The organism is Microcoleus sp. F4-D5, assembly GCF_036704885.1.
GTDB lineage: Bacteria > Cyanobacteriota > Cyanobacteriia > Cyanobacteriales > Microcoleaceae > Microcoleus.
Map to the genome: position 1 here is coordinate 23181 of NZ_JAUBSX010000009.1, position 18454 is coordinate 41634.

The following is an 18454-nucleotide window of genomic DNA, read 5'->3' on the forward strand; positions in this document are numbered from 1 at the left end:
CTAAATCTAACTCTTAAAAAAAGTAAAAGCAATGACAGCACAAGTGTTAGAACTAGAGGGAACGTGGGAAGAAATTGTAGCGCAATCAGCCAAATTTGCCGATCGCAGAGTTCGCGTTATTGTTCTTGCGGATGAGGAACCGCTGAAGTCAGCCGAAGACTGTTTTCGTCAAGGATGGCACGAAGCAATGACAGGAGAGACTGTACCGCTTTCTGAACTTTGGGAAGGTATTGATGCAGCGATCGAGATGATGCAGTCTCTGCCAGAAACTTTACAGCAGCAAGTAGCAGAATACTTGAAAGACTATATCGCAGACTTAAAAGATGAGCTTCAATGGGACGAATCTTTCCAGAAAACGCAACCGCAACTTGTGGCTGCTGCCCAACGCGCAAAACAAGAAATTGCTGAAGGAAAGGCACAGGAAATGAGACTCAATGAGTTATGAAATCTGCCACCCTTCCTTCCTTCCTTTTGGGAAAAATACAATTCTCTTGACAGTAGAGTAAAAGAGCAAGCTAGAAAAGCTTATCGTTTCTGGCTGGAAAATCCCTTTCATCGATCTTTGCACTTCAAGTGCATCAACCAGGAAGAAAATATCTGGTCTGCGAGAATCACGCGCGGCTATCGACCAGTGGGGATTTTACAAGGAGATACCGTGACATGGTTTTGGATTGGAAACCACGATGATTATGAACGTTTTTTCTAGTAATCAGGCCGGGGCGGGTTTTCGAGATGGTTGGTTTCAGGCAATTATTGTTAGCGAACCCGCCCCTACATCGCCTGGAATCTTGCCTGTTTCACAAGAGTTAAAAACTTACATCCTTTCCAATACCTTAATCCCCAACAACTCCAAACCCAATTTCAAAGTCCTCGCCGTCAAATCGCACAAAATCAACCGCGAAGTCCGCAACGGTTCCTCAGCTTTCAAAACCGGACATTGCTCAAAAAATTGATTGAACTTTTGACTCAATTCAAACAAATACTGACAAATCCTATTCGGCAACAAATCGCCGCCAACAGCATTCACAACTTCACTCAACTGCAATAAATGTTTGGCTAAAACCAATTCGGCATCTGATTGCAAAATCACTTTCGCACCAGCATCTAAATTATCGAAATCAATCTCACCTTTGCGGCGAATTCCCTGCACGCGCACGTAAGCATACAGCATATATGGAGCAGTATTTCCTTGCAATGCGAGCATTTTGTCGTAACTGAAAATATAGTTGCTGGCGCGATTTTGACTTAAATCGGCATACTTAACCGCACTCAAACCAACTGTTCGAGATACGTTAGCAATGAATTCCTCGGTTTCTTGTCTTTCTTCTGCTTTTAATCTGTCTTCTAAATCTTGGCGCGTGCGGACGATCGCCTCATCGAGCAAATCTTGCAACCGCACTGTTTCCCCAGAACGAGTTTTGAGTTTTTTGCCGTCTTCTCCCAGTACCAAACCGAAGGGAACGTGGACAATCTCGACATCTTCCGGAATCCAACCGGCTTTTCTGGCTACTGCAAATACTTGGGCAAAGTGGTTTGCTTGTCCCGAATCTGTGACGTAAATTAAGCGCTTTGCATTGTCTTTTTGGATGCGGTAGCGCACGGCGGCTAAGTCGGTGGTGGCGTAATTGTAGCCGCCGTCGGTTTTTTGGACGATTAGCGGCAGGGGTTCGCCTTCTTTGTTGGTGAAACCGTCTACAAAAACGCATTTCGCGCCGTCACTTTCTACTAGCAAACCTAGATTGGTTAAATCTTCGACTACAGCGGGCAATAATGGATTGTAAAAAGATTCGCCGCGTTCGGTTAATTTGATATCTAGCAAGTCGTAGATTACTTGGAATTCGCGGCGCGATTGATCGCACAGCAATTTCCAAGCGCGGCGGGTGTCTTCGGCGCCTGCTTGCAGTTTTACTACTTCTTGGCGGGCGGTTTCTTTGAAGGTTTCGTCTGTGTCAAAGCGCTGTTTTGCTTGGCGGTAAAATGCGACTAAATCTCCTAAGTCTAGGGCGTCAGCGGTTGTGAGGGCTTCGGGGTGAACTTCGCGCAAATATGCGATCAGCATTCCGAATTGGGTGCCCCAGTCGCCGATGTGGTTGATTCTGAGTACGTCGTGGCCTTGAAATTCGAGGATGCGGGCGATCGCATCTCCGATGATTGTCGATCGCAAGTGTCCGACGTGCATTTCTTTGGCTATATTCGGACTCGAAAAGTCGATCGCAATTGTCTGAGGCGTTTTCGCGGGTTCAATCCCCAAACGCGAGTCGCCGGCGATCTCACTAATTTGCGCTTCCAAATAAGCCGGTTTCAGCTTCAAATTGATAAAACCGGGCCCGGCGATTTCTGGGGTTTCGCAGATGTCGGCGATGTCGAGATTTTCGATGATTGTCGAGGCGATCGCCCGCGGCGGCTTTCCTAACTTTTTCCCCAAACTCATCGCCGCGTTGCACTGAAAGTCCCCAAAGTTGGGATTGCTGGCGGCGGCTAGCATCGGATCTGCGCCTGCATAACTTTCGCCGAATGCTGCGGTGAATGCTTTTTCAAATTTTGCTTTTAACTGTTGAGCGATCGAGTCCATGTTTAATATTTTGATTGGATGTTTATTTTAAACTCTAGATTCAGCACTTTTTGCCAATAATACTCTTACTACTTAGGTAATTTCCCTCTGGTTCTCTCCCTCTGGCCCTCTGGCCCTCTCCCCAGCTACTAGGAAATTTTGTACTTAGCTTTGAGCTGCTGATGCGATCGAAAGCACTGGCAGTGCTAACACACAGTACATTTTATCACAGTTGCGATCGCTACACAAATTTAAAAATGTCACATCAAGTCCATGATCTCGATCGCTAGATCATTTTGTTAAATCGCTTACATTAAGGTATGTTAAAATTTTTTTTAGGCTCCCAAAAATCTTACGAAAGGAAGTAGTTATGTTACCTCAACCTATTTTTGGCGATCGTTCTCTGACTCAAGCCTTTTATCAAGCAGTAATCGATCGCTTCTACGACGGTTTCAGTCTCTCGACCCAAGCACTATTAGGAGAGTGCACCCTCGGCTTCGCCCCTTGTCCCGATGGAGTCAAAACCTTTTTCATCATCGCGCCAAGTCTGGATGCAGCAGAGCAACTAATTGAAAAAATCGACAGTATTTTGGAGCGAGTTGGCGAACTCATGGCTGGAGTCGGACAAGTTGCCCTGTGCATAGTTCCCGCCGGCAGCGAAGCAGAGAAATCGGTCGATCTGCAAGACTTAGAAAAAGTTCCCCCGGATTGTCTGGCTTGCAAATTCTTTACAATTATATGGGCCGATGCTGCGGCCGATCGATAAAATTGACAGTTAGCAACCAGCAACTGTTTACGGCTGGGCTGAACCTGTCCCTGTGTCGGCGCGGGGTAGATTGTCTATTAGTTACATTCCCTAGAATTCTCGGGCAAAGGGTGCAGGTAATTCGCTCGTTTGCAAGGCAGCACTCGCTATCGAAGGTAAGTGTTAAACGGGAGCATCTCAATGAAAGCAGCAAAGCTAGAAATCTCAGTTTTGAGGCCCGAGGCTGCAAGGAAAGAGAAAGAAGGAAGGAGCCCGAAGAAGTGTTTTGACAAGTATGAGATGTTCCCGTGTTAAACAAGCAGGCAATATATATATCAAATACCTGCTTGTCAGTCGATGCGATCGGTCGCTCTGATTTTTACCTGCCGGCTCAAACAGCGGTGCATCTACATTTGTACCCCCAAAGTCGGTAGCCAAAAAGTCGCAGCAACCCTTCTGGGCATCTCGCTTCAAAAGACAGCAGCAGGAATTGGGCGTTATCGCTGGAAAATAGAGTTTTGCGAAATATCTGCTCGTGTTCGTAATAAGCAGAAATATTCTCCAAAATAGATAAGACTTGCACACCTTTACCTCAGAAACCCGGTTTATTGGTATATTTCTCGTTGCTAACGCAAAGTTTTTGTATAAACCGGGTTTCTAGCGCCGTACTTCATATTCACGGTTCGCTGGGTACCTGACAGAAAATAAGTTGTTTGTGGGCGACTCACAAGCCATACACCGAGCAATTAACTAAAAAAAGAGGATGACTTTTGCAGTGGCACGCTGGAACAGCAGTGCGATCGCATCCAGCAGCAAACAGAGTTTGTGAAAAATTTAACTTGAAAATTTTAATAATGAAAATTTATAGATAAAATGAGCGATTCAATCTAAAATCTAAATTCAGAAATCTTCAATCTCAAATCAAGGCATCATGGTAAAACTGACACCGAATCCCAGCTTTAGTTTAACAATTCGCGTTGCTCTGCCCAACAAGCCTGGAATGCTAGCCAGAGTCACCAGCGCGATCGCATCTGTCGGCGGCAACTTCGGTCAAATCGACTTGATCGAGCAAACCCGCGCCACTACCGTTCGCGATATCACCGTCGATGCCTCCAGCACCGAACACAGCGAAGAAATAGTCCAAGCAGTGAAAGGATTGTCAGATATCAAAGTGATGGACGTGTACGATCGCACTTTCAACTTGCACCGCGGCGGAAAAATCAGCGTAGTTAGCAAAATTTCCCTCAAACGCCAGTCAGATTTGGCAATGGCATACACCCCTGGAGTAGGCCGCATCTGCACGGCGATCGCCAACGACCCCGAACAAGTTTACAACCTCACAATCAAAAACAATACTGTTGCCATTGTTACCGACGGTAGTGCCGTTTTGGGACTGGGAAACCTCGGCGCTGCCGCCGCACTGCCAGTCATGGAAGGCAAAGCCATGCTATTTAAAGAATTTGCAGGTATTGACGCCTTTCCTATCTGTTTGAACACCCAAGATACTGAGGAAATTATTCGCACAGTGCAGAATATCGCCCCGGTTTTTGGCGGCGTTAACCTCGAAGATATTTCTTCTCCTCGCTGCTTTGAAATCGAAGCAAGATTGCGGGAAACCTTAGATATTCCGATTTTTCACGACGACCAGCACGGCACTGCGATTGTTAGTTTAGCAGCATTAATTAATGCCTTGAAACTCGTCAAAAAAACCATCGCAGAAGTGTGTATCGTGATTAACGGAGCCGGTGCGGCCGGAGTCGCGATCGCCCGCTTGCTGCGTAAAGCAGGTTCCGAAAACATCATCATGTGCGACTCCAAAGGAGTCCTGTCCCAAGACCGCACGGACATGAACCCAGAAAAACTAGAATTTGCTGTGCCTTCGAGTGGTACTTTGGAAGATGCGATCGCCGGTGCCGATGTATTTTTAGGCGTCAGCGCCCCCGGCGTGCTCACCCGCTCGATGGTGCGTTCGATGGCCGAGAATCCCATTGTTTTTGCAATGGCAAATCCCATTCCCGAAATTCAGCCAGAATTAATTGTGGAAGATGCGGCGATCGTAGCAACCGGACGCAGCGATTACCCAAATCAAATTAACAATGTTTTGGCATTTCCGGGAATATTTCGAGGTGCTTTGGACTGCAAAGCTGCCACGATTACGACCACTATGTATTTGGAAGCAGCTTATGCGATCGCCTCTTTAGTCAGCCCTTCCCAGCTTGACAAAGAGCACATTATACCATCTGTTTTTGACGAAAGAGTTGCCATTGCTGTCGCCGGTGCAGTGCAGTTGGCAGCCCGATCCGAAGGTATCGCCCGCGATTAATTGAAGGAAGAAGGAAGAAGGAAGAAGGAAGAAGGAAGAAGGAAGATACCATGTATAAATTAATGGTCTTTGTACCAGTTTTGTACTTTTTATTTTGTGATTTTTCTGGTTTCTTCTCATTCCCTCTTTCCTCCTCCCCGTTGATTATTACTCATTTTTGTTTCCCCATCTTGTTTTTTTACTCAACATCCATCCGTTAAATCCCGTACAGGGATCGTTGCCAAACTTCCCTCGAACCTCCAACCTCCAACCTCTTCCTTCTTTCCTCCAACATCAGCATCCATTCGTTACATCAGCATCCATCCGTTACATCCGTTGCCGAACTTCCTTCTTACCTCTTCCTTCATCAAGGATAAAACTCACAGCAATAAACAAGATATAAAGATATAATTAAATAAACCAAGTCCAGCTAGGTCAGATGCAAAGCCAGTTAGGAAAAGCCAAGCGCAATCGCTCCCGCCGCCAATTGTTAGAACTCAGCCCCATCGGGCTAGCATTGTGCCGGACAGACGGGACTTTTCTCGATGTAAATCCAGCTTTTGCAAGTATGATCGGCCTCACAGTGGCAGAAACTCTCCACCTCAACTATTGGGAAATTCAGCAAACACAGTGCGCTGGCAGAGAAAAATATCTAGAAAGTCAAGTAAAAAATAGCTGTACGGACTCGTGTGAAGCAGCATACAAACATAAAAACAACCATCTCGTACCGGTGCTAGTTTCGGAACGGGCAATTGAAACAGAGGGAGAATGGGCGATTTGGGTGAGTGCTGAACAAATTTTTAATCCTCAGCATGAAAATAGCGAGCCGCTCGAATCAGCACCGCGCTGCAATTCTTCACGTCTAGAAAAATTGCTCGCAAAGCAGACAGCAGAACTGGCAAAAACAAAGAAACTACTCCAAGAAAAAATCGCCGAACTGGAACAGACCAAAGAAAAATTGCGTCTCCAAAGTCAAATTATCGACCAAATTCACGAGTCGGTGATTTCTACAGATATGGCCGGCTCGATCGGCATTGGGAATCAAGCCTCCCAAAAGTTATACGGCTATCAAAAAACTGAGGCTATCGGACAGCACATTCCTCTAATTTATTCGCCAGAACAGCACGAATTTTTGTTAGAACAAGTCATCAAGCCGGTACAAAAAAAAGGCGAGCCTGAAAGAGAAGTTATCACACACCGTAAATCTGGAGAAAATTTTTACTGGCACCTGATGCTTTCGCTATTGCAAGACAACACGGGAGAAGTTGTCGGGATGATTTGCTATTTAACAGCTCTCAGCGTTCGCAAAGCTTTAGAACAAGAATTAGCACAGAGACAAGCACTATTTGATGCCTTTTTTAAGGAGGCACCGACAGGACTTTGCATTTGGGACTCCCAACTGCGGTACGTGCAAATCAATCAATTTCTAGCAGAAATAAATTGCCTGAGTCCAGCAGAACACATCGGCAAAACTGTACGCGAAATATTGCCAAATATCGCTCCAATAATAGAGCCTTTGTACGAAGAAATTTTGAGAACGAAACAACCCTTAATTAACATCGAGATGAGCGGTGACAATCCCAGAAAGCCAGGGTTTGTCCGACACCTGACAGGCTCTTATTTTCCCCTGCTCGACAAAGACGGCGAGGTTCTCGGCATCGGTGCAGTTGTAGTTGATATTAGCGATCGCAAACAAGCAGAAGCTGCGCTGCAAAAAAGCGAACAGCTTTACCGCACTATGGCAAGCAACTTTCCTAACGGTGCGGTGATTTTGTTCGATCCAGAAATGCGCTACACGCTGGTAGAAGGTACAGAATTAGCAGCAGTGGGGCTTTCTAAAGAATTGATGGAAGGCAAAACAATGTGGGAAGTATTCAACCCAGAGGTTTGCGCTGATATCGAGCCAACTTATCGGGCAGCACTGGCAGGAGAAACAGTTGTTACAGAATTTTTTTACAGCGATCGCGTTTACCTCGGTTATGCTTTGCCAGTGAGAAACGAACGGCAAGAAATTATCGGCGGATTGCTAATGACTCAAAACATTACCGCTCGCCAATTAGCAGAAGAAGCGCTGCAAAAAAGCGAGGAAAAATACAGGTGCATTGTCGAGACAGCAGATGAAGGAATTTGGATAATAGATACGGAGGGTAAAACTACTTTTGTCAACCAAAAAATGGCCGATCTGCTCGGCTGCACTCCAGAGGAAATGATCGGGACATCGCTATTTAATTTCATGGATGCAGAAGGCATCGCGCTCGCACAAGTCAGTCTCGAACGCCGCCGTGAAGGAATTCGCGAACAGCTCGATTTTAAGTTCCGTCGCCGAGACGGCAGCGACTTGTGGGCGATGGTTTCTACTAATTCCTTGGCAGACAAACAGGGACGCTATGTGGGCACTTTGGCAATGGTTGCTGACATTACCGATCGCAAGCAAACAGAAGCGGCATTGCAGCAGTCGGAAGCCAAATTTCGATCGCTCTACGAATTAACCAGTTTGCCTGTTTTGATGTTATGTGACAATGCCATCACCGATGCCAACACAGCCACCCTCAAACTATTCGGCTGCACCGCCCCGCAACAGTTGTACGGACAAAACCCTGGCAAACTCTCACCTCCTTTCCAACCCAACGGCAGAGATTCTTTGAGCTTGGTTAACGAAATGATGGATCTCGCCTTTGAACGGGGAAACCACCGCTTTGATTGGGTTCACCGGCGTTTAGACGGTACTGATTTTCCCGCAGAAGTCGTGCTGACAATCATCGAAGTTGGAAATCAAAAAATTATCCAAGCAGTGATCCAAGATTTAACGGATCGCAAACTTGCAGAAGAAACTTTAGTGCGATCGGAACAAGCGCTCAGACAGCAAGCTCAGCGAGAACTGCTGCTGAATCAAATTGCCAATCAAATCCGCACTTCTTTAGATTTAGACACAATTGTAGAAACCGCAGTTCAAGAAATTCGCAATCTGATGTACCTAGATTGGTGCATCTTCAGTTGGTATCGCCCCAACAGCAATCCTCCGGTTTGGGAAATAGTTTGCGAAGCGAAGAATGCAGCTTTGCCAAGTTTACTCGGTACTTATTCTGTAGACGACCAATCTAGTCTCCCCAGGCGGCAGATTTTGCGGCGACAAATTATGCGAATTGATGATGTCAGCACTTTTGAAGATGCAGAAGTGCGCGAAAATTTCCAAGCATTAAAAATTAACTCAGTACTGTCGCTGCCAGTTCAAACTGCTTCAGGCGATCTTGGGGCGATCGCCTGCTATCAGGCTATGTCCGTGCGAAATTGGAGCGACTCTGAAGTCGAACTGATGCAAGCGGTGGTCGCTCAAATTGCGATCGCGATCGACCACGCCGAACTCTACACCCAAACTCGCACAGCGGCCCGATTAGCTCAAGCTCAAACTCAACAGCTAGAACAAACTTTACACGAGCTCCAACGCACCCAAACTCAATTAATTCAAAGTGAAAAAATGTCGAGTTTGGGACAGTTAGTAGCAGGTGTCGCCCATGAAATTAATAACCCGGTTAATTTTATTTACGGCAATCTCAGCTACACTAGCGAATACACTGAAAACTTGCTAAAAATGCTGCAAATTTACCAGCAGGAATACCCCCATCCTAGCGCCAGAATTGTAGATGCAAGAGACGACTTTGAAATTGATTATCTTGTTGAAGATTTACCGAAAATTTTAGCATCTATGAAAGTCGGAGCAGATCGCATCCGCGATATAGTTTTGAGCCTGCGGACTTTCTCAAGACTTGACGAAGCTGACATGAAACAAGTTGACATTCACGCAGGCATTGAAAGCACGTTGCTGCTTTTGCAAAACCGCCTGAAAAATCAACCCGATCGCTCCACAATTAATCTTATTAAAGAATACGGGAATTTGCCTTTAGTTGAATGTTATCCCGGTCAGTTAAATCAAGTATTTATGAATTTGTTGAGCAATGCGATTGACGCCTTAGAAATGGAGATGAACATATCCAATCCCACGGCCAAAAATCTGGCAATTAAGATTCGCACCGAAGTCACCGAAAATAACTGTGTTTCGATTCGGATAGCTGACAACGGTTGTGGGATGAGCGAAGATGTACAAAAGCGATTGTTTGACCCGTTTTTTACTACTAAACCTATTGGCAAAGGAACTGGTTTAGGATTGGCAATTTCGCACTCTATTATAGTAGAAAAGCACGGCGGCAAGCTTTCCTGCCATTCTGTATTGGGAGAAGGTTCCGAATTTGCGATCGAGATTCCTCGGCGGCAAAAAAGAAATTAAACTTAGCGTGTAAATTTTAGTAGTTATAGCTTTTTTATACCTAGATATTTTACGTAAACCCGATCGCATCTTGGCGTCTCCACACCAGTTGTCTGTAGATATCCGCTATTTTCGTACATCTGAACAGCTTCCTTGAGAATGCTCGCAGTTTCTATCCAGATTTCATTAAATCCACGATCGATAATTTTACTTTCCAATTCTTTCAGTAAAAATTTACCCAAACCCTGTCCCCTTGCTGCTGGCAAAATATACATTTTGCGAATTTCCACAGCATTATTCCCGCGCTCAATCGGATAGTAAGCGGCTGTACCAACTATTTTATCCTGCCGTTCAACTACCCAAAATTCGCCACCTTGATTATGATAATGTAGTTCTACATCATAAACATCTCGATCTGCCCCGTGAGGTTCGCATTTTAAACCGTACTCTGCTAAAACATCCCGAATTAAATAGAAAGCCTCAGCGCGATCGCGCGTTTCCCAGGAACGAATTAAAAAATCCAGATGTTGGGTTTTCATGGGTGGTTGCAACCTATATTTATTTTTTGACTTTAGTAACTGTAAAATTAGCGATCTTTTGTATTTTACAGTCTTTAAATGCACCTAGATTTTAACTGTGAATTCTCGGTTCTGGATGAAGAATTGCCAGCAACTCGCTCTCAACTAAGGATAATTCCTCCAACCTCTGCATCACAATATCCCGAGCGAAATAAGTTGTTGCCAAAATCCAATATACACCGTAATGGCGCGCTTCCGAAGCCATCAAACTGCGGTAAAATTTAGCTAATTCCGCGTCGGGACAGCGATCGCCCAGCAACCCCAACCGTTCGTGACTGCGCGCTTCTATCAAACCAGAAACCAGCAAAGAATCCAAAAGTCTCTCCGGTTCCTGCTTGCGAATTTGGCAGGACAAACCAGCACCGTAGGGAGGTGCAGCCAAAGGGCCCAAAGCGATACTGCGCTGTTCTAAGCGCTGGTTGACTTGCTCGAAATGCTCTAATTCTTCGCGGGCGATCGCCGTTAGCATCCTCACCAATTTTTCCCTTGCTGGGTAGCGAAACATTAAATTTAACGCTACTCCCGCCGCTTTCCGCTCGCAGTGAGAATGGTCTAATAAGATTGTATCTAAATTGGCGATCGCCTGTTGCACCCAAGCTTCCGAAGTCGGCTGTTTCAAAAACTTAATAGTTGGCAGTGTTGAAGTCATACCATTTTAGATTTTAGATTTTAGATTTTAGATTAGGAATGACTGCTTCGATATGGGTTGAGAGTCTTTATATTGCAGGTTTGCAAAGCGCACCTTACCGCTTAATTATTTTGATCTAAACTCTTTTGGGGTGGGTACGCGAGCCCGCACTCAAAGTTAAAACTCAATGCACAACAGCTTAACAACCTAATTAGGTAAGGCTCCATGCACACCGTACCTTACCCCTATAAGTAGCGCATCAAACCATTCTACACAATTTTTCAAAGACCGCATACATATCACCAGCAAACTTTTTCGGATTCCACAGCGGCGACAAATTGGCTGCATCTTTAGATTTCACCAACTGTACTTTAATTGCGTTTCTCAATTCAGGCTCTTTACCGAATTTTATACCCAAATCCACATATTCCGACCAAGACCAAGCCACACCAGCTTCAATTCCCAAAGCCTGCAAAAATGAATAACCCATTCTCGACAAAAACTGCTCTCCTGTGCGAGTCACCACCGGCAAATTAAACCACAAAGCCTCTAAAGTGTGAGTCCCTCCGTTGTAAGGATAAGAATCTAACAAAACATCGGCCAACAAATAGATAATTCTGTGTTCTTCCTCAGTAGCAAACCTCGGCAAAAACTTAATTCGGTGCTTGCCGACTCCTTCAGCTTCGCAAGCTTGGTGATAGGCACCCTCAAACACAGCAGCATCGCCTAAAGCTTTGTGAATTAAAATACTGTTCGGCACTTGTTTGAGAATTGCAACTTGTGCTTTTACCAACTCGCGATTGAATTTTCTGCCGGGAGCGACGCACAGGTAAACTATCTGATCCAAACCGATCCGATTCGACTTTCTCAATGCAACCGGATCGACTCCATATCTATGAAACCCTGACACGGCTACAAAGGAATCAGGCATCCTAATTAGCTGCTCGTCATAATATTTTTCCCGCCCGGCTGGGTGCGAGTGCCAGTCTGTAAGAAAGTAATTTTCTGGTGATATGTAAGGGGCGTCAAATCCGAGCCAAGAAACACAAACTGGTGCGGGTTTTTGGTACAGAATCTCAGCGTGAACTGGTACGCTGAGAGAATCTAAATCGACTAAAACGTCCAATTCATCTTGCTGAATTTGGTCGATAATTTCTGCCGAATTGGCAAGTCCGTTCGGGTAATTTTTCGGAAAAGTCAGTTTGCCCAAACTTTCAAATTGCTCAGTGCGATCGTCAGGAACAATTCTTTCGGAAGCGTACAAATACAAATTGGGTGTGATGTCTGACAATTCGCGAATGATGTCAGCGCTGCACCAACCTACAGAATGGCGGCTGAAGTGATTGGACAAAAAGCCGATTTTTAACTTGCTGGATGGGGCATTTGGTTTGAAAGTGTAATTTGCGGGTTGAGAGAAATTAGGTTTGATACATTGGTCGATATACTTTTGGGCAATTAATCTGTAAAGTTTTGAGTTCGCCGCCAAGTCATCTCGCAAATAGGGCGTGCTGAATAAGAAGTTTGCATAAAGCGATTTAATTTCTACCGAACTAGCGGTTTCTAAGTTTTGCTGCAAGTACGACTCTAGCTCTAAAAATCGATCGCCCGCAATTTGATTCAATCCCGACACTTGATAGGTGCTGACGAAGTAAATAGCGGTCATAATTGGATCTGTTTCGGCACACATTTGGCTGTATTTGTGAACGGCTTGCCGCGCTGCCGCTAAATCGCTAGTATCTCTGAGGATGCCGCATAAATGTTGGTGAGCAGAAATAAAATCGGGTTTAATTTCTAGGGCTTTTTGAAGGTTGGGTATTGCGTCTTTAAATTTGCCTTGGTGGCGCAAAACTATGCCAATTTGACAGTATGCTTCGGCTAAATCGGGTTTGAATGCGATCGCCTGCTGCCATGCAGCCACCGCCTCATCTAACTTCCCTTGCCGCGCTAATTTATCTCCTAAATTTAAGTGAAAATCTACTTGAGCTAGATGGGGATTGAGTTCGAGAGCTTTTTGCTCGTATGCTACCGCTGCATCCGGCTGCCCCTGCTGTTTCAGTGCCCCGGCCAAATTCCAGTAAGCAGCAGCCAAATTCGGTTTAAGTTCGATCGCCTTTTGGTAATTGACAATCGCCTCCACCAAACGCCCTTGTTTGTACAGCATACTGCCCAAATTAGCATAAGCCTCAGCAAAATCGGGATTCAGGGCGATCGCCTCTGAATAAAACCGCATCGCTTCCTCAATTTGCCCGCTTGCTTGCTGCACATTGCCCATTGTCACGTAAGCCGCCGCCCAATCCGGTTGCAATTCCAGAGCTCGGCGACAAGCAGCGACGGCTGCTGCTAAATTGCCTTGAGAGTAATAGGTTTCTGCAACGACTGTCAGCGATGCAGCATCTTCTAATTCGGGTGTTTCGGATTGGTTGCGAAAATCGGAATTCATTTGGCGGCCTATCTGTGCTATCAAGTTAAAGGTTGAATCTATATTATTTTGCAGAGTAGCAGTTTTAGCGGAACTACGGGCGATCGTCACAGAGAATTTATGAGCGACAAGCAAGCGACACAGCGCCAACATAACATCAAGTGGAAACCAAACCTCCTGCTGGGGATACTCTTGTTAACCTTAGCAATTCCCTTACCCTTTGCCCAAAAGACGTTCGCACAGCAGCAGCAGACAGCCAGCTTTCGGCAGAAATTATTTCAAACGGCTCTTTATTTCACCCTATATTTTGAGGGCGGATTCAGCAATCACCCAGCCGATAAGGGGGGCAGAACTTATCGGGGTGTCTTGCAAACGGAATACAACGCTTACCGCTACAGTCGCGGGCTTCCGCCTCTCGACGTGACGCAGATGTCGGAAGCAGAGCTCCTAGAAATTTATAAACATTACTGGGATTCGAGCCTCTCGGGCACGATGCAGCCGGCTTTGGCGATCGTCATGTTTGACACCGCCGTTAATTTCGGTATTAATAACTCTATTACCTTTCTCCAGCAAGCGTTAGGATTGCCGCAAACCGGCGTTTTTGACTCGCGCACCAAGGAAGCATTGAAAGCCGCTAACAACAAAAATACGGCGCTGCAAATGATTAACGAACGGATTATTTACCGCTACAAACGGGTGCAAGAAGATCCGACTCAGATGGCTTTTTTCCGGGGTTGGCTGAGCCGAGATTACAGTTTGTGGGGCTACGTGAACAAGCTTAAAAATTAAGCCGATTCATTTGTAAATAGGCCTTTGAGTGCGGGCTAGCAGGGCCCATCCCACAAGAAAATTTAATATTTGTGGAACAGGCATCTTGCCTGTTGCTGATATTGGTGCGACAGACCGGAAAGCCTATTTTTTAGAAATTATCGGTTGCGAAACTCTACTTCGTTGCGATCGCACATGGCGATCGCATTAGAGTAATCTTTAAAAGCATTGTCCAAATTTCCCACCAAACAGAGCCGCGGCCTCGGTGCAAAAACAGGCTAGTGGGATGGATCTAGCTGTAGGGGCGGGTTCACCAAGAATATATAACTATGACCAACAATCTACATAAACCCGCCCTCGCCCATCAAGTGAATTTGAATCTAAAGCAACACAAAATCCGATTCAGTAATCGAACTATTCAATCCCGTAAATGTTGCCAAAACTCGATTAGTTGATATAACTTTCAGCAGCGTTCCTCCAGCAGTTTGACTAATTTCTAACTGCTGGAAAGTCAAACCGTTATCGATCGCAAATTTATCCATACCTAACTCAAAATCAACGATTGTATCTGAACCGCTACCTGAATTTAACAAAAAGCGATCGCTCCCGCTACCTCCAATCAGAAAATCGTTGCCATTTTCGCCGCTGAGGAAATCATCTCCCAAACCACCAACCAAAGTATCGTCTCCCTTCCCACCGTACAAACTGTCATTGCCGATATCGCCGTCCAAAATGTCAGCACCGCGGCCTCCAAATAAGATGTCATCGCCATCGCCACCTGTCAGCGTATCGAGTCCCCGCCCACCGTAAATGCTGTCATTGCCAGCGCCACCATCGAGGGAATCGCTAGCTTTTCTAGAACTGATAAAATCGTTACCGCTGCCGCCGATTAAAGTATCGCTATCATCAGTACCGACAAGATTTTTGCCCTCATCACCGAGAATTTCAATATCGGTATTGCCAACTTCAATAACATCGACTTCGACAACCGGAGTAGGGGCTGGAGTAGGGGTTGGAGTCGGTAGTGGATTTCCTTGAATTTTGGCAGTTAAAAATTCGCCAGTATTTTCGGAAACTACCTCGGCGATGGGTTTTGTGCCGGCGGCGGCTGCTTCGAGGGCGATCGAACTTTCACCTAATGCTACTTTTTGGACTTTGGCAATTTCCGAGGGAATAAACTCAGGCAAAAAGTTAGATTTAACTTGATCCGTGCTTTGATTTGCCTCAGCCGTTACCTTCGCTGCTTCTGGCGCAAGTTCGGAAAGTTTTTGAGTGTCGAGATTAGTGTCAGCTTGTTTGATATTGATAACAGATTGCTGGATAATGCTTTCTACTTGTGCCGCATCATTCAAATCCAGGGAACCGCCGGATTTGATTTTATTGTTAATTGCCCCGACAACAGCTTTGGTAATTGCATCATTATCCGCCGCAGATGCACCGTCGATTAAACTGCTGGTTTGGATAATGACATTTTGAACTTTGGTCATGCCGACTAAAGTTTCAGCGCTGCCTGGTTCATTTTTGGCTGTAGATGCGATCGGATCTAAGTCTAGTAAATCGACTTCCCCAGGAATAAACAAAGCAGATTTAACTTGTGACTCCGCTTCAGTTTGCGACATTCCCCCAGCCATCAAATCAGTTATTAAACTGGTTAATGGATTAACAACTGCGGCATCAGCAGGTGCAGAAAGAGAATTTTCTAGAGGCAAACCAGTAGCAGTATCCGTCCCACCGAAAGCAACTAAATTGCCTTCTTCTGGATCTATTTTTCCATTTTTATTCTTGTCGAAATTATCCAAGGAAACCTCAAGCTTATATCCACCATTAGAGTCAGTAGTAGTTGAGGGTTCATTTGTATCTTTAATGCCATTTTTGTTGGCATCTAAAAATACAGTCGCGCCGGAAATGTAACCGTCAAAAACTGAACCCACGAGAGCTGGACCTACGGCACCTAAGGTAAAATCATCGCCACTCAAGGTTAAATTGGTAAATAATATATTTTGGAGAAACGATTGGGACGCTATATATGATACGATGGCCTCGTTTACGATCTCTTCCTCCGTTTTGACCGAAGAGTTCGTAGCAGATCCGCTATTAGAGTTAGTAGTAGTTGATGGATCGTTATCGCTATTGGTAGCAGTGACATCGGCTGCGTTTAATCCGGAGTAATCGCGATCGGCGCTAACAGCAGGTTCGGTAATAATGGTGTAAGTTTTATTTCCATCATCTACGCTATCGTCAACACCTGTTACCGTCACCGTCTGCGCTAGATCCCAATTAGTAGAAGTGAAAGTAACAGTTTCCGAGGAAATTACTCCCTCTGTCGCATTATTGCTACTCAAATCAATTCTGACATCGGCAGTCGGTTGGCTGTCGAGTTTGATGGTGAATTTGTCTGTGCCGCCTGTTTCTGTAGTTACTAATCCTGATGTTGGATTAATAATAATCCCTGGACTTTCAGATATCGGTGTTGGCGTCGGTGTCGGTGTCGGTGTTGGTGTTGGTGTTGGTGTTGGTGTTGGTGTTGGTGTTGGTGCAGTATCATTATCTTCGATCGCCGGTTTCAGTGTTGGCGTCGGTGTCGGTGTCGGTGTCGGTGTCGGTGTCGGCGTCGGTGTTGGCGTTGGCGTCGGTGTCGGCGTCGGTGTTGGCGTTGGCGTCGGTGTCGGTGTCGGTGTCGGTATAGTATCGTTATCCTCGATCGCCACTGTCACTCCTGGCACCACAATCTGGTTATACTTAGCATCAGTGCCGGTTGCGGTGTGAGTAATATTAGCGCTGTGCGTACCTTCCGCAATTGTATCGTCAACAGCTTTTACCGTAACGGTTTGAGCGATATTCCAATTATTGGGAGTGAAAGTGAGAGGGGCGGTCGGCTGAATTTGATTATCTGTTGTGAGATTGATGGTAACGGGGGCTGTTGGCTGCGACGTTAATTCGATCTCGTAACTGCCCTTCGCCCCACCTTCTGTAACTTCCATTTTGGCAAGACTAATAGAAACACCAGCCGTATCATTGTCTTCATTGCCAATATCACCATCCGCTACATCATCGTTTTTGTTGAGCAAAACCGAGACACTGTTAGATCCGTAGTTTGTCGTAACTAAGTCTGTCTTACCGTCAGCATTAAAATCACCAACAGCAACGAGATAGGGATCTGTCTGCGTGTTGGCGGCCACCCCAAAGCTGGTGGCAGCACCAAAACTGCCCGTACCATTTCCCAACAAAATGGAGACATGATTACGACCATTGTTCGTCACAGCTAAGTCTGACTTGTTATCGTTGTTAAAGTCTCCAACAGCAACTGTACCGGCACGTGTCCCCGCATTAAAGTTAGTAGCAGCCCCAAAGCTGCCTGTGCCTGTCCCCAACAGGATCGATACGTTGTCAGATCCGAGGTTTGCTACAGCTATATCTGACTTGTTATCCCCATTGAAGTCCCCTGTTGCGAGCCCGTACGGATAACTCCCCGCATTAAATTTAGTAGGAGTCCCAAAGTTGCCTGTACCAGTCCCCAACAAGACCCATACATTGTCAGTGTCAGAATAATAGTCTGTGACAGCTAAGTCGAGCTTGCCGTCAGCATTAAAGTCTTCCAGGACGACAGACCTTGGAAAAAGGTCTCCCCCATTAACTTTAATAGGAGCCCCAAAGCTTCCTGTACCAGTCCCCAACAGACTCGATATATTGCCAGAATCGTGTATCGTAACTAAATCTAGCTTGCCGTCGCTGTTAAGGTAGCCCACACCAATAGCATAAACACGATCGGAGCTACCATCATCTGCCCCCGTATCAAAGCTCGTGGGAGTGCCAAAGCCACCTGTGCCATTTCCCAACAGGATGGCTACCCGGCTTTCTTTTCCACTAATCCACATTGAAGCTATGTCCAGGTTGCCGTCGCTGTTAAAGTCTCCTAATGCCAAAGATATGGGAGAAAGTCCGATGTTAAAGTTGGTGGCAGTGCCAAAGCTGCCTGTGCCTGTTCCCAAAAGAATGGAGATGTTGTTAGATCCGTTATTAGATGTGGCGATATCTGGATTACCGTCTTTGTTAAAGTCTCCTACAACAACGGAATTAGGATTTTTACCGACAGGGAAGTTGGTTGCGGTACTGAATAGAGACATGATTATACCTCTTAATTGACAGGAGTAATTTCTTATTTTTGGAGCTTTGAAGTCGAATCTGCTATGCCTAATTCGGCA

The 18454-nt window shown here is 45.6% G+C and carries 12 protein-coding genes; 6 read left to right on the top strand and 6 right to left on the bottom strand.

The annotated features are described in order from the left end of the window. Window positions 1-31 precede the first annotated feature (31 nt). Both QUA80_RS06490 and QUA80_RS33705 read left to right on the top strand, forming a co-directional pair. Window positions 32-445, top strand: coding sequence for a hypothetical protein (locus QUA80_RS06490; protein ID WP_333422499.1), 414 nt, complete (start codon window positions 32-34; stop codon window positions 443-445). Window positions 446-538: 93 nt separating this feature from the next. Next, window positions 539-706, top strand: coding sequence for a ParE family toxin-like protein (locus tag QUA80_RS33705; protein ID WP_445302210.1), 168 nt, complete (start codon window positions 539-541; stop codon window positions 704-706). A 108-nt stretch (window positions 707-814) separates the two neighbouring features. Here the strand turns inward: QUA80_RS33705 and argS are convergent, their stop codons facing one another. After that, the gene (gene argS / locus QUA80_RS06495; protein ID WP_333422501.1) at window positions 815-2572 is read right to left on the bottom strand and encodes an arginine--tRNA ligase; all 1758 of its coding nucleotides are present in this window, start codon (window positions 2570-2572) and stop codon (window positions 815-817) included. Window positions 2573-2921: 349 nt separating this feature from the next. Between argS and QUA80_RS06500 the strand changes: the two genes are divergently transcribed. Further along, window positions 2922-3317 (top strand): hypothetical protein, encoded by a 396-nt coding sequence (locus QUA80_RS06500; protein WP_333240220.1) that lies wholly within the window; start codon window positions 2922-2924, stop codon window positions 3315-3317. Between the two features lie 370 nt (window positions 3318-3687). Here QUA80_RS06500 and QUA80_RS06505 read toward each other — a convergent pair whose 3' ends face one another. Beyond that, the gene (locus QUA80_RS06505; RefSeq protein ID WP_333422503.1) at window positions 3688-3879 is read right to left on the bottom strand and encodes a hypothetical protein; all 192 of its coding nucleotides are present in this window, start codon (window positions 3877-3879) and stop codon (window positions 3688-3690) included. 348 nt (window positions 3880-4227) lie between these two features. Here QUA80_RS06505 and QUA80_RS06510 point away from each other — a divergent pair, with 348 nt between their 5' ends. Both QUA80_RS06510 and QUA80_RS06515 read left to right on the top strand, forming a co-directional pair. Next, window positions 4228-5619 (top strand): malic enzyme-like NAD(P)-binding protein, encoded by a 1392-nt coding sequence (locus QUA80_RS06510; protein WP_333422505.1) that lies wholly within the window; start codon window positions 4228-4230, stop codon window positions 5617-5619. Between the two features lie 418 nt (window positions 5620-6037). Then, window positions 6038-9880, top strand: a complete 3843-nt coding sequence (locus tag QUA80_RS06515) for a PAS domain S-box protein (protein ID WP_333422507.1) — start codon at window positions 6038-6040, stop codon at window positions 9878-9880. Between the two features lie 23 nt (window positions 9881-9903). On the opposite strand, the gene QUA80_RS06520 is transcribed toward QUA80_RS06515, so the two are convergent. The 3 genes from QUA80_RS06520 to QUA80_RS06530 form a co-directional block, all read right to left on the bottom strand. After that, on the bottom strand, window positions 9904-10398 hold the full coding sequence (locus tag QUA80_RS06520; RefSeq protein ID WP_333422509.1) for a GNAT family N-acetyltransferase: 495 nt from the start codon (window positions 10396-10398) through the stop codon (window positions 9904-9906). A gap of 91 nt (window positions 10399-10489) precedes the next feature. Beyond that, window positions 10490-11086, bottom strand: a complete 597-nt coding sequence (locus QUA80_RS06525) for a tRNA isopentenyl-2-thiomethyl-A-37 hydroxylase MiaE (RefSeq protein ID WP_333422511.1) — start codon at window positions 11084-11086, stop codon at window positions 10490-10492. Window positions 11087-11324: 238 nt separating this feature from the next. Next, on the bottom strand, window positions 11325-13505 hold the full coding sequence (locus QUA80_RS06530) for a tetratricopeptide repeat protein (RefSeq protein ID WP_333422513.1): 2181 nt from the start codon (window positions 13503-13505) through the stop codon (window positions 11325-11327). A gap of 99 nt (window positions 13506-13604) precedes the next feature. On the opposite strand from QUA80_RS06530, the gene QUA80_RS06535 reads away from it, so the two are divergent. Further along, on the top strand, window positions 13605-14273 hold the full coding sequence (locus tag QUA80_RS06535; RefSeq protein WP_333422515.1) for a glycosyl hydrolase 108 family protein: 669 nt from the start codon (window positions 13605-13607) through the stop codon (window positions 14271-14273). A 359-nt stretch (window positions 14274-14632) separates the two neighbouring features. On the opposite strand, the gene QUA80_RS06540 is transcribed toward QUA80_RS06535, so the two are convergent. After that, window positions 14633-18376, bottom strand: a complete 3744-nt coding sequence (locus QUA80_RS06540) for an FG-GAP-like repeat-containing protein (RefSeq protein WP_333422517.1) — start codon at window positions 18374-18376, stop codon at window positions 14633-14635. Window positions 18377-18454 lie beyond the last annotated feature (78 nt).

Coding starts and splice junctions, on each gene's coding strand:
- QUA80_RS06490 (WP_333422499.1), top strand. CDS start 32: ATGACAGCACAAGTGTTAGAACTAGAGGGAACGTGGGAAGAAATTGTA.
- argS (WP_333422501.1), bottom strand. CDS start 2,572: ATGGACTCGATCGCTCAACAGTTAAAAGCAAAATTTGAAAAAGCATTC.
- QUA80_RS06500 (WP_333240220.1), top strand. CDS start 2,922: ATGTTACCTCAACCTATTTTTGGCGATCGTTCTCTGACTCAAGCCTTT.
- QUA80_RS06510 (WP_333422505.1), top strand. CDS start 4,228: ATGGTAAAACTGACACCGAATCCCAGCTTTAGTTTAACAATTCGCGTT.
- QUA80_RS06515 (WP_333422507.1), top strand. CDS start 6,038: ATGCAAAGCCAGTTAGGAAAAGCCAAGCGCAATCGCTCCCGCCGCCAA.
- QUA80_RS06520 (WP_333422509.1), bottom strand. CDS start 10,398: ATGAAAACCCAACATCTGGATTTTTTAATTCGTTCCTGGGAAACGCGC.
- QUA80_RS06525 (WP_333422511.1), bottom strand. CDS start 11,086: ATGACTTCAACACTGCCAACTATTAAGTTTTTGAAACAGCCGACTTCG.
- QUA80_RS06530 (WP_333422513.1), bottom strand. CDS start 13,505: ATGAATTCCGATTTTCGCAACCAATCCGAAACACCCGAATTAGAAGAT.
- QUA80_RS06535 (WP_333422515.1), top strand. CDS start 13,605: ATGAGCGACAAGCAAGCGACACAGCGCCAACATAACATCAAGTGGAAA.
- QUA80_RS06540 (WP_333422517.1), bottom strand. CDS start 18,376: ATGTCTCTATTCAGTACCGCAACCAACTTCCCTGTCGGTAAAAATCCT.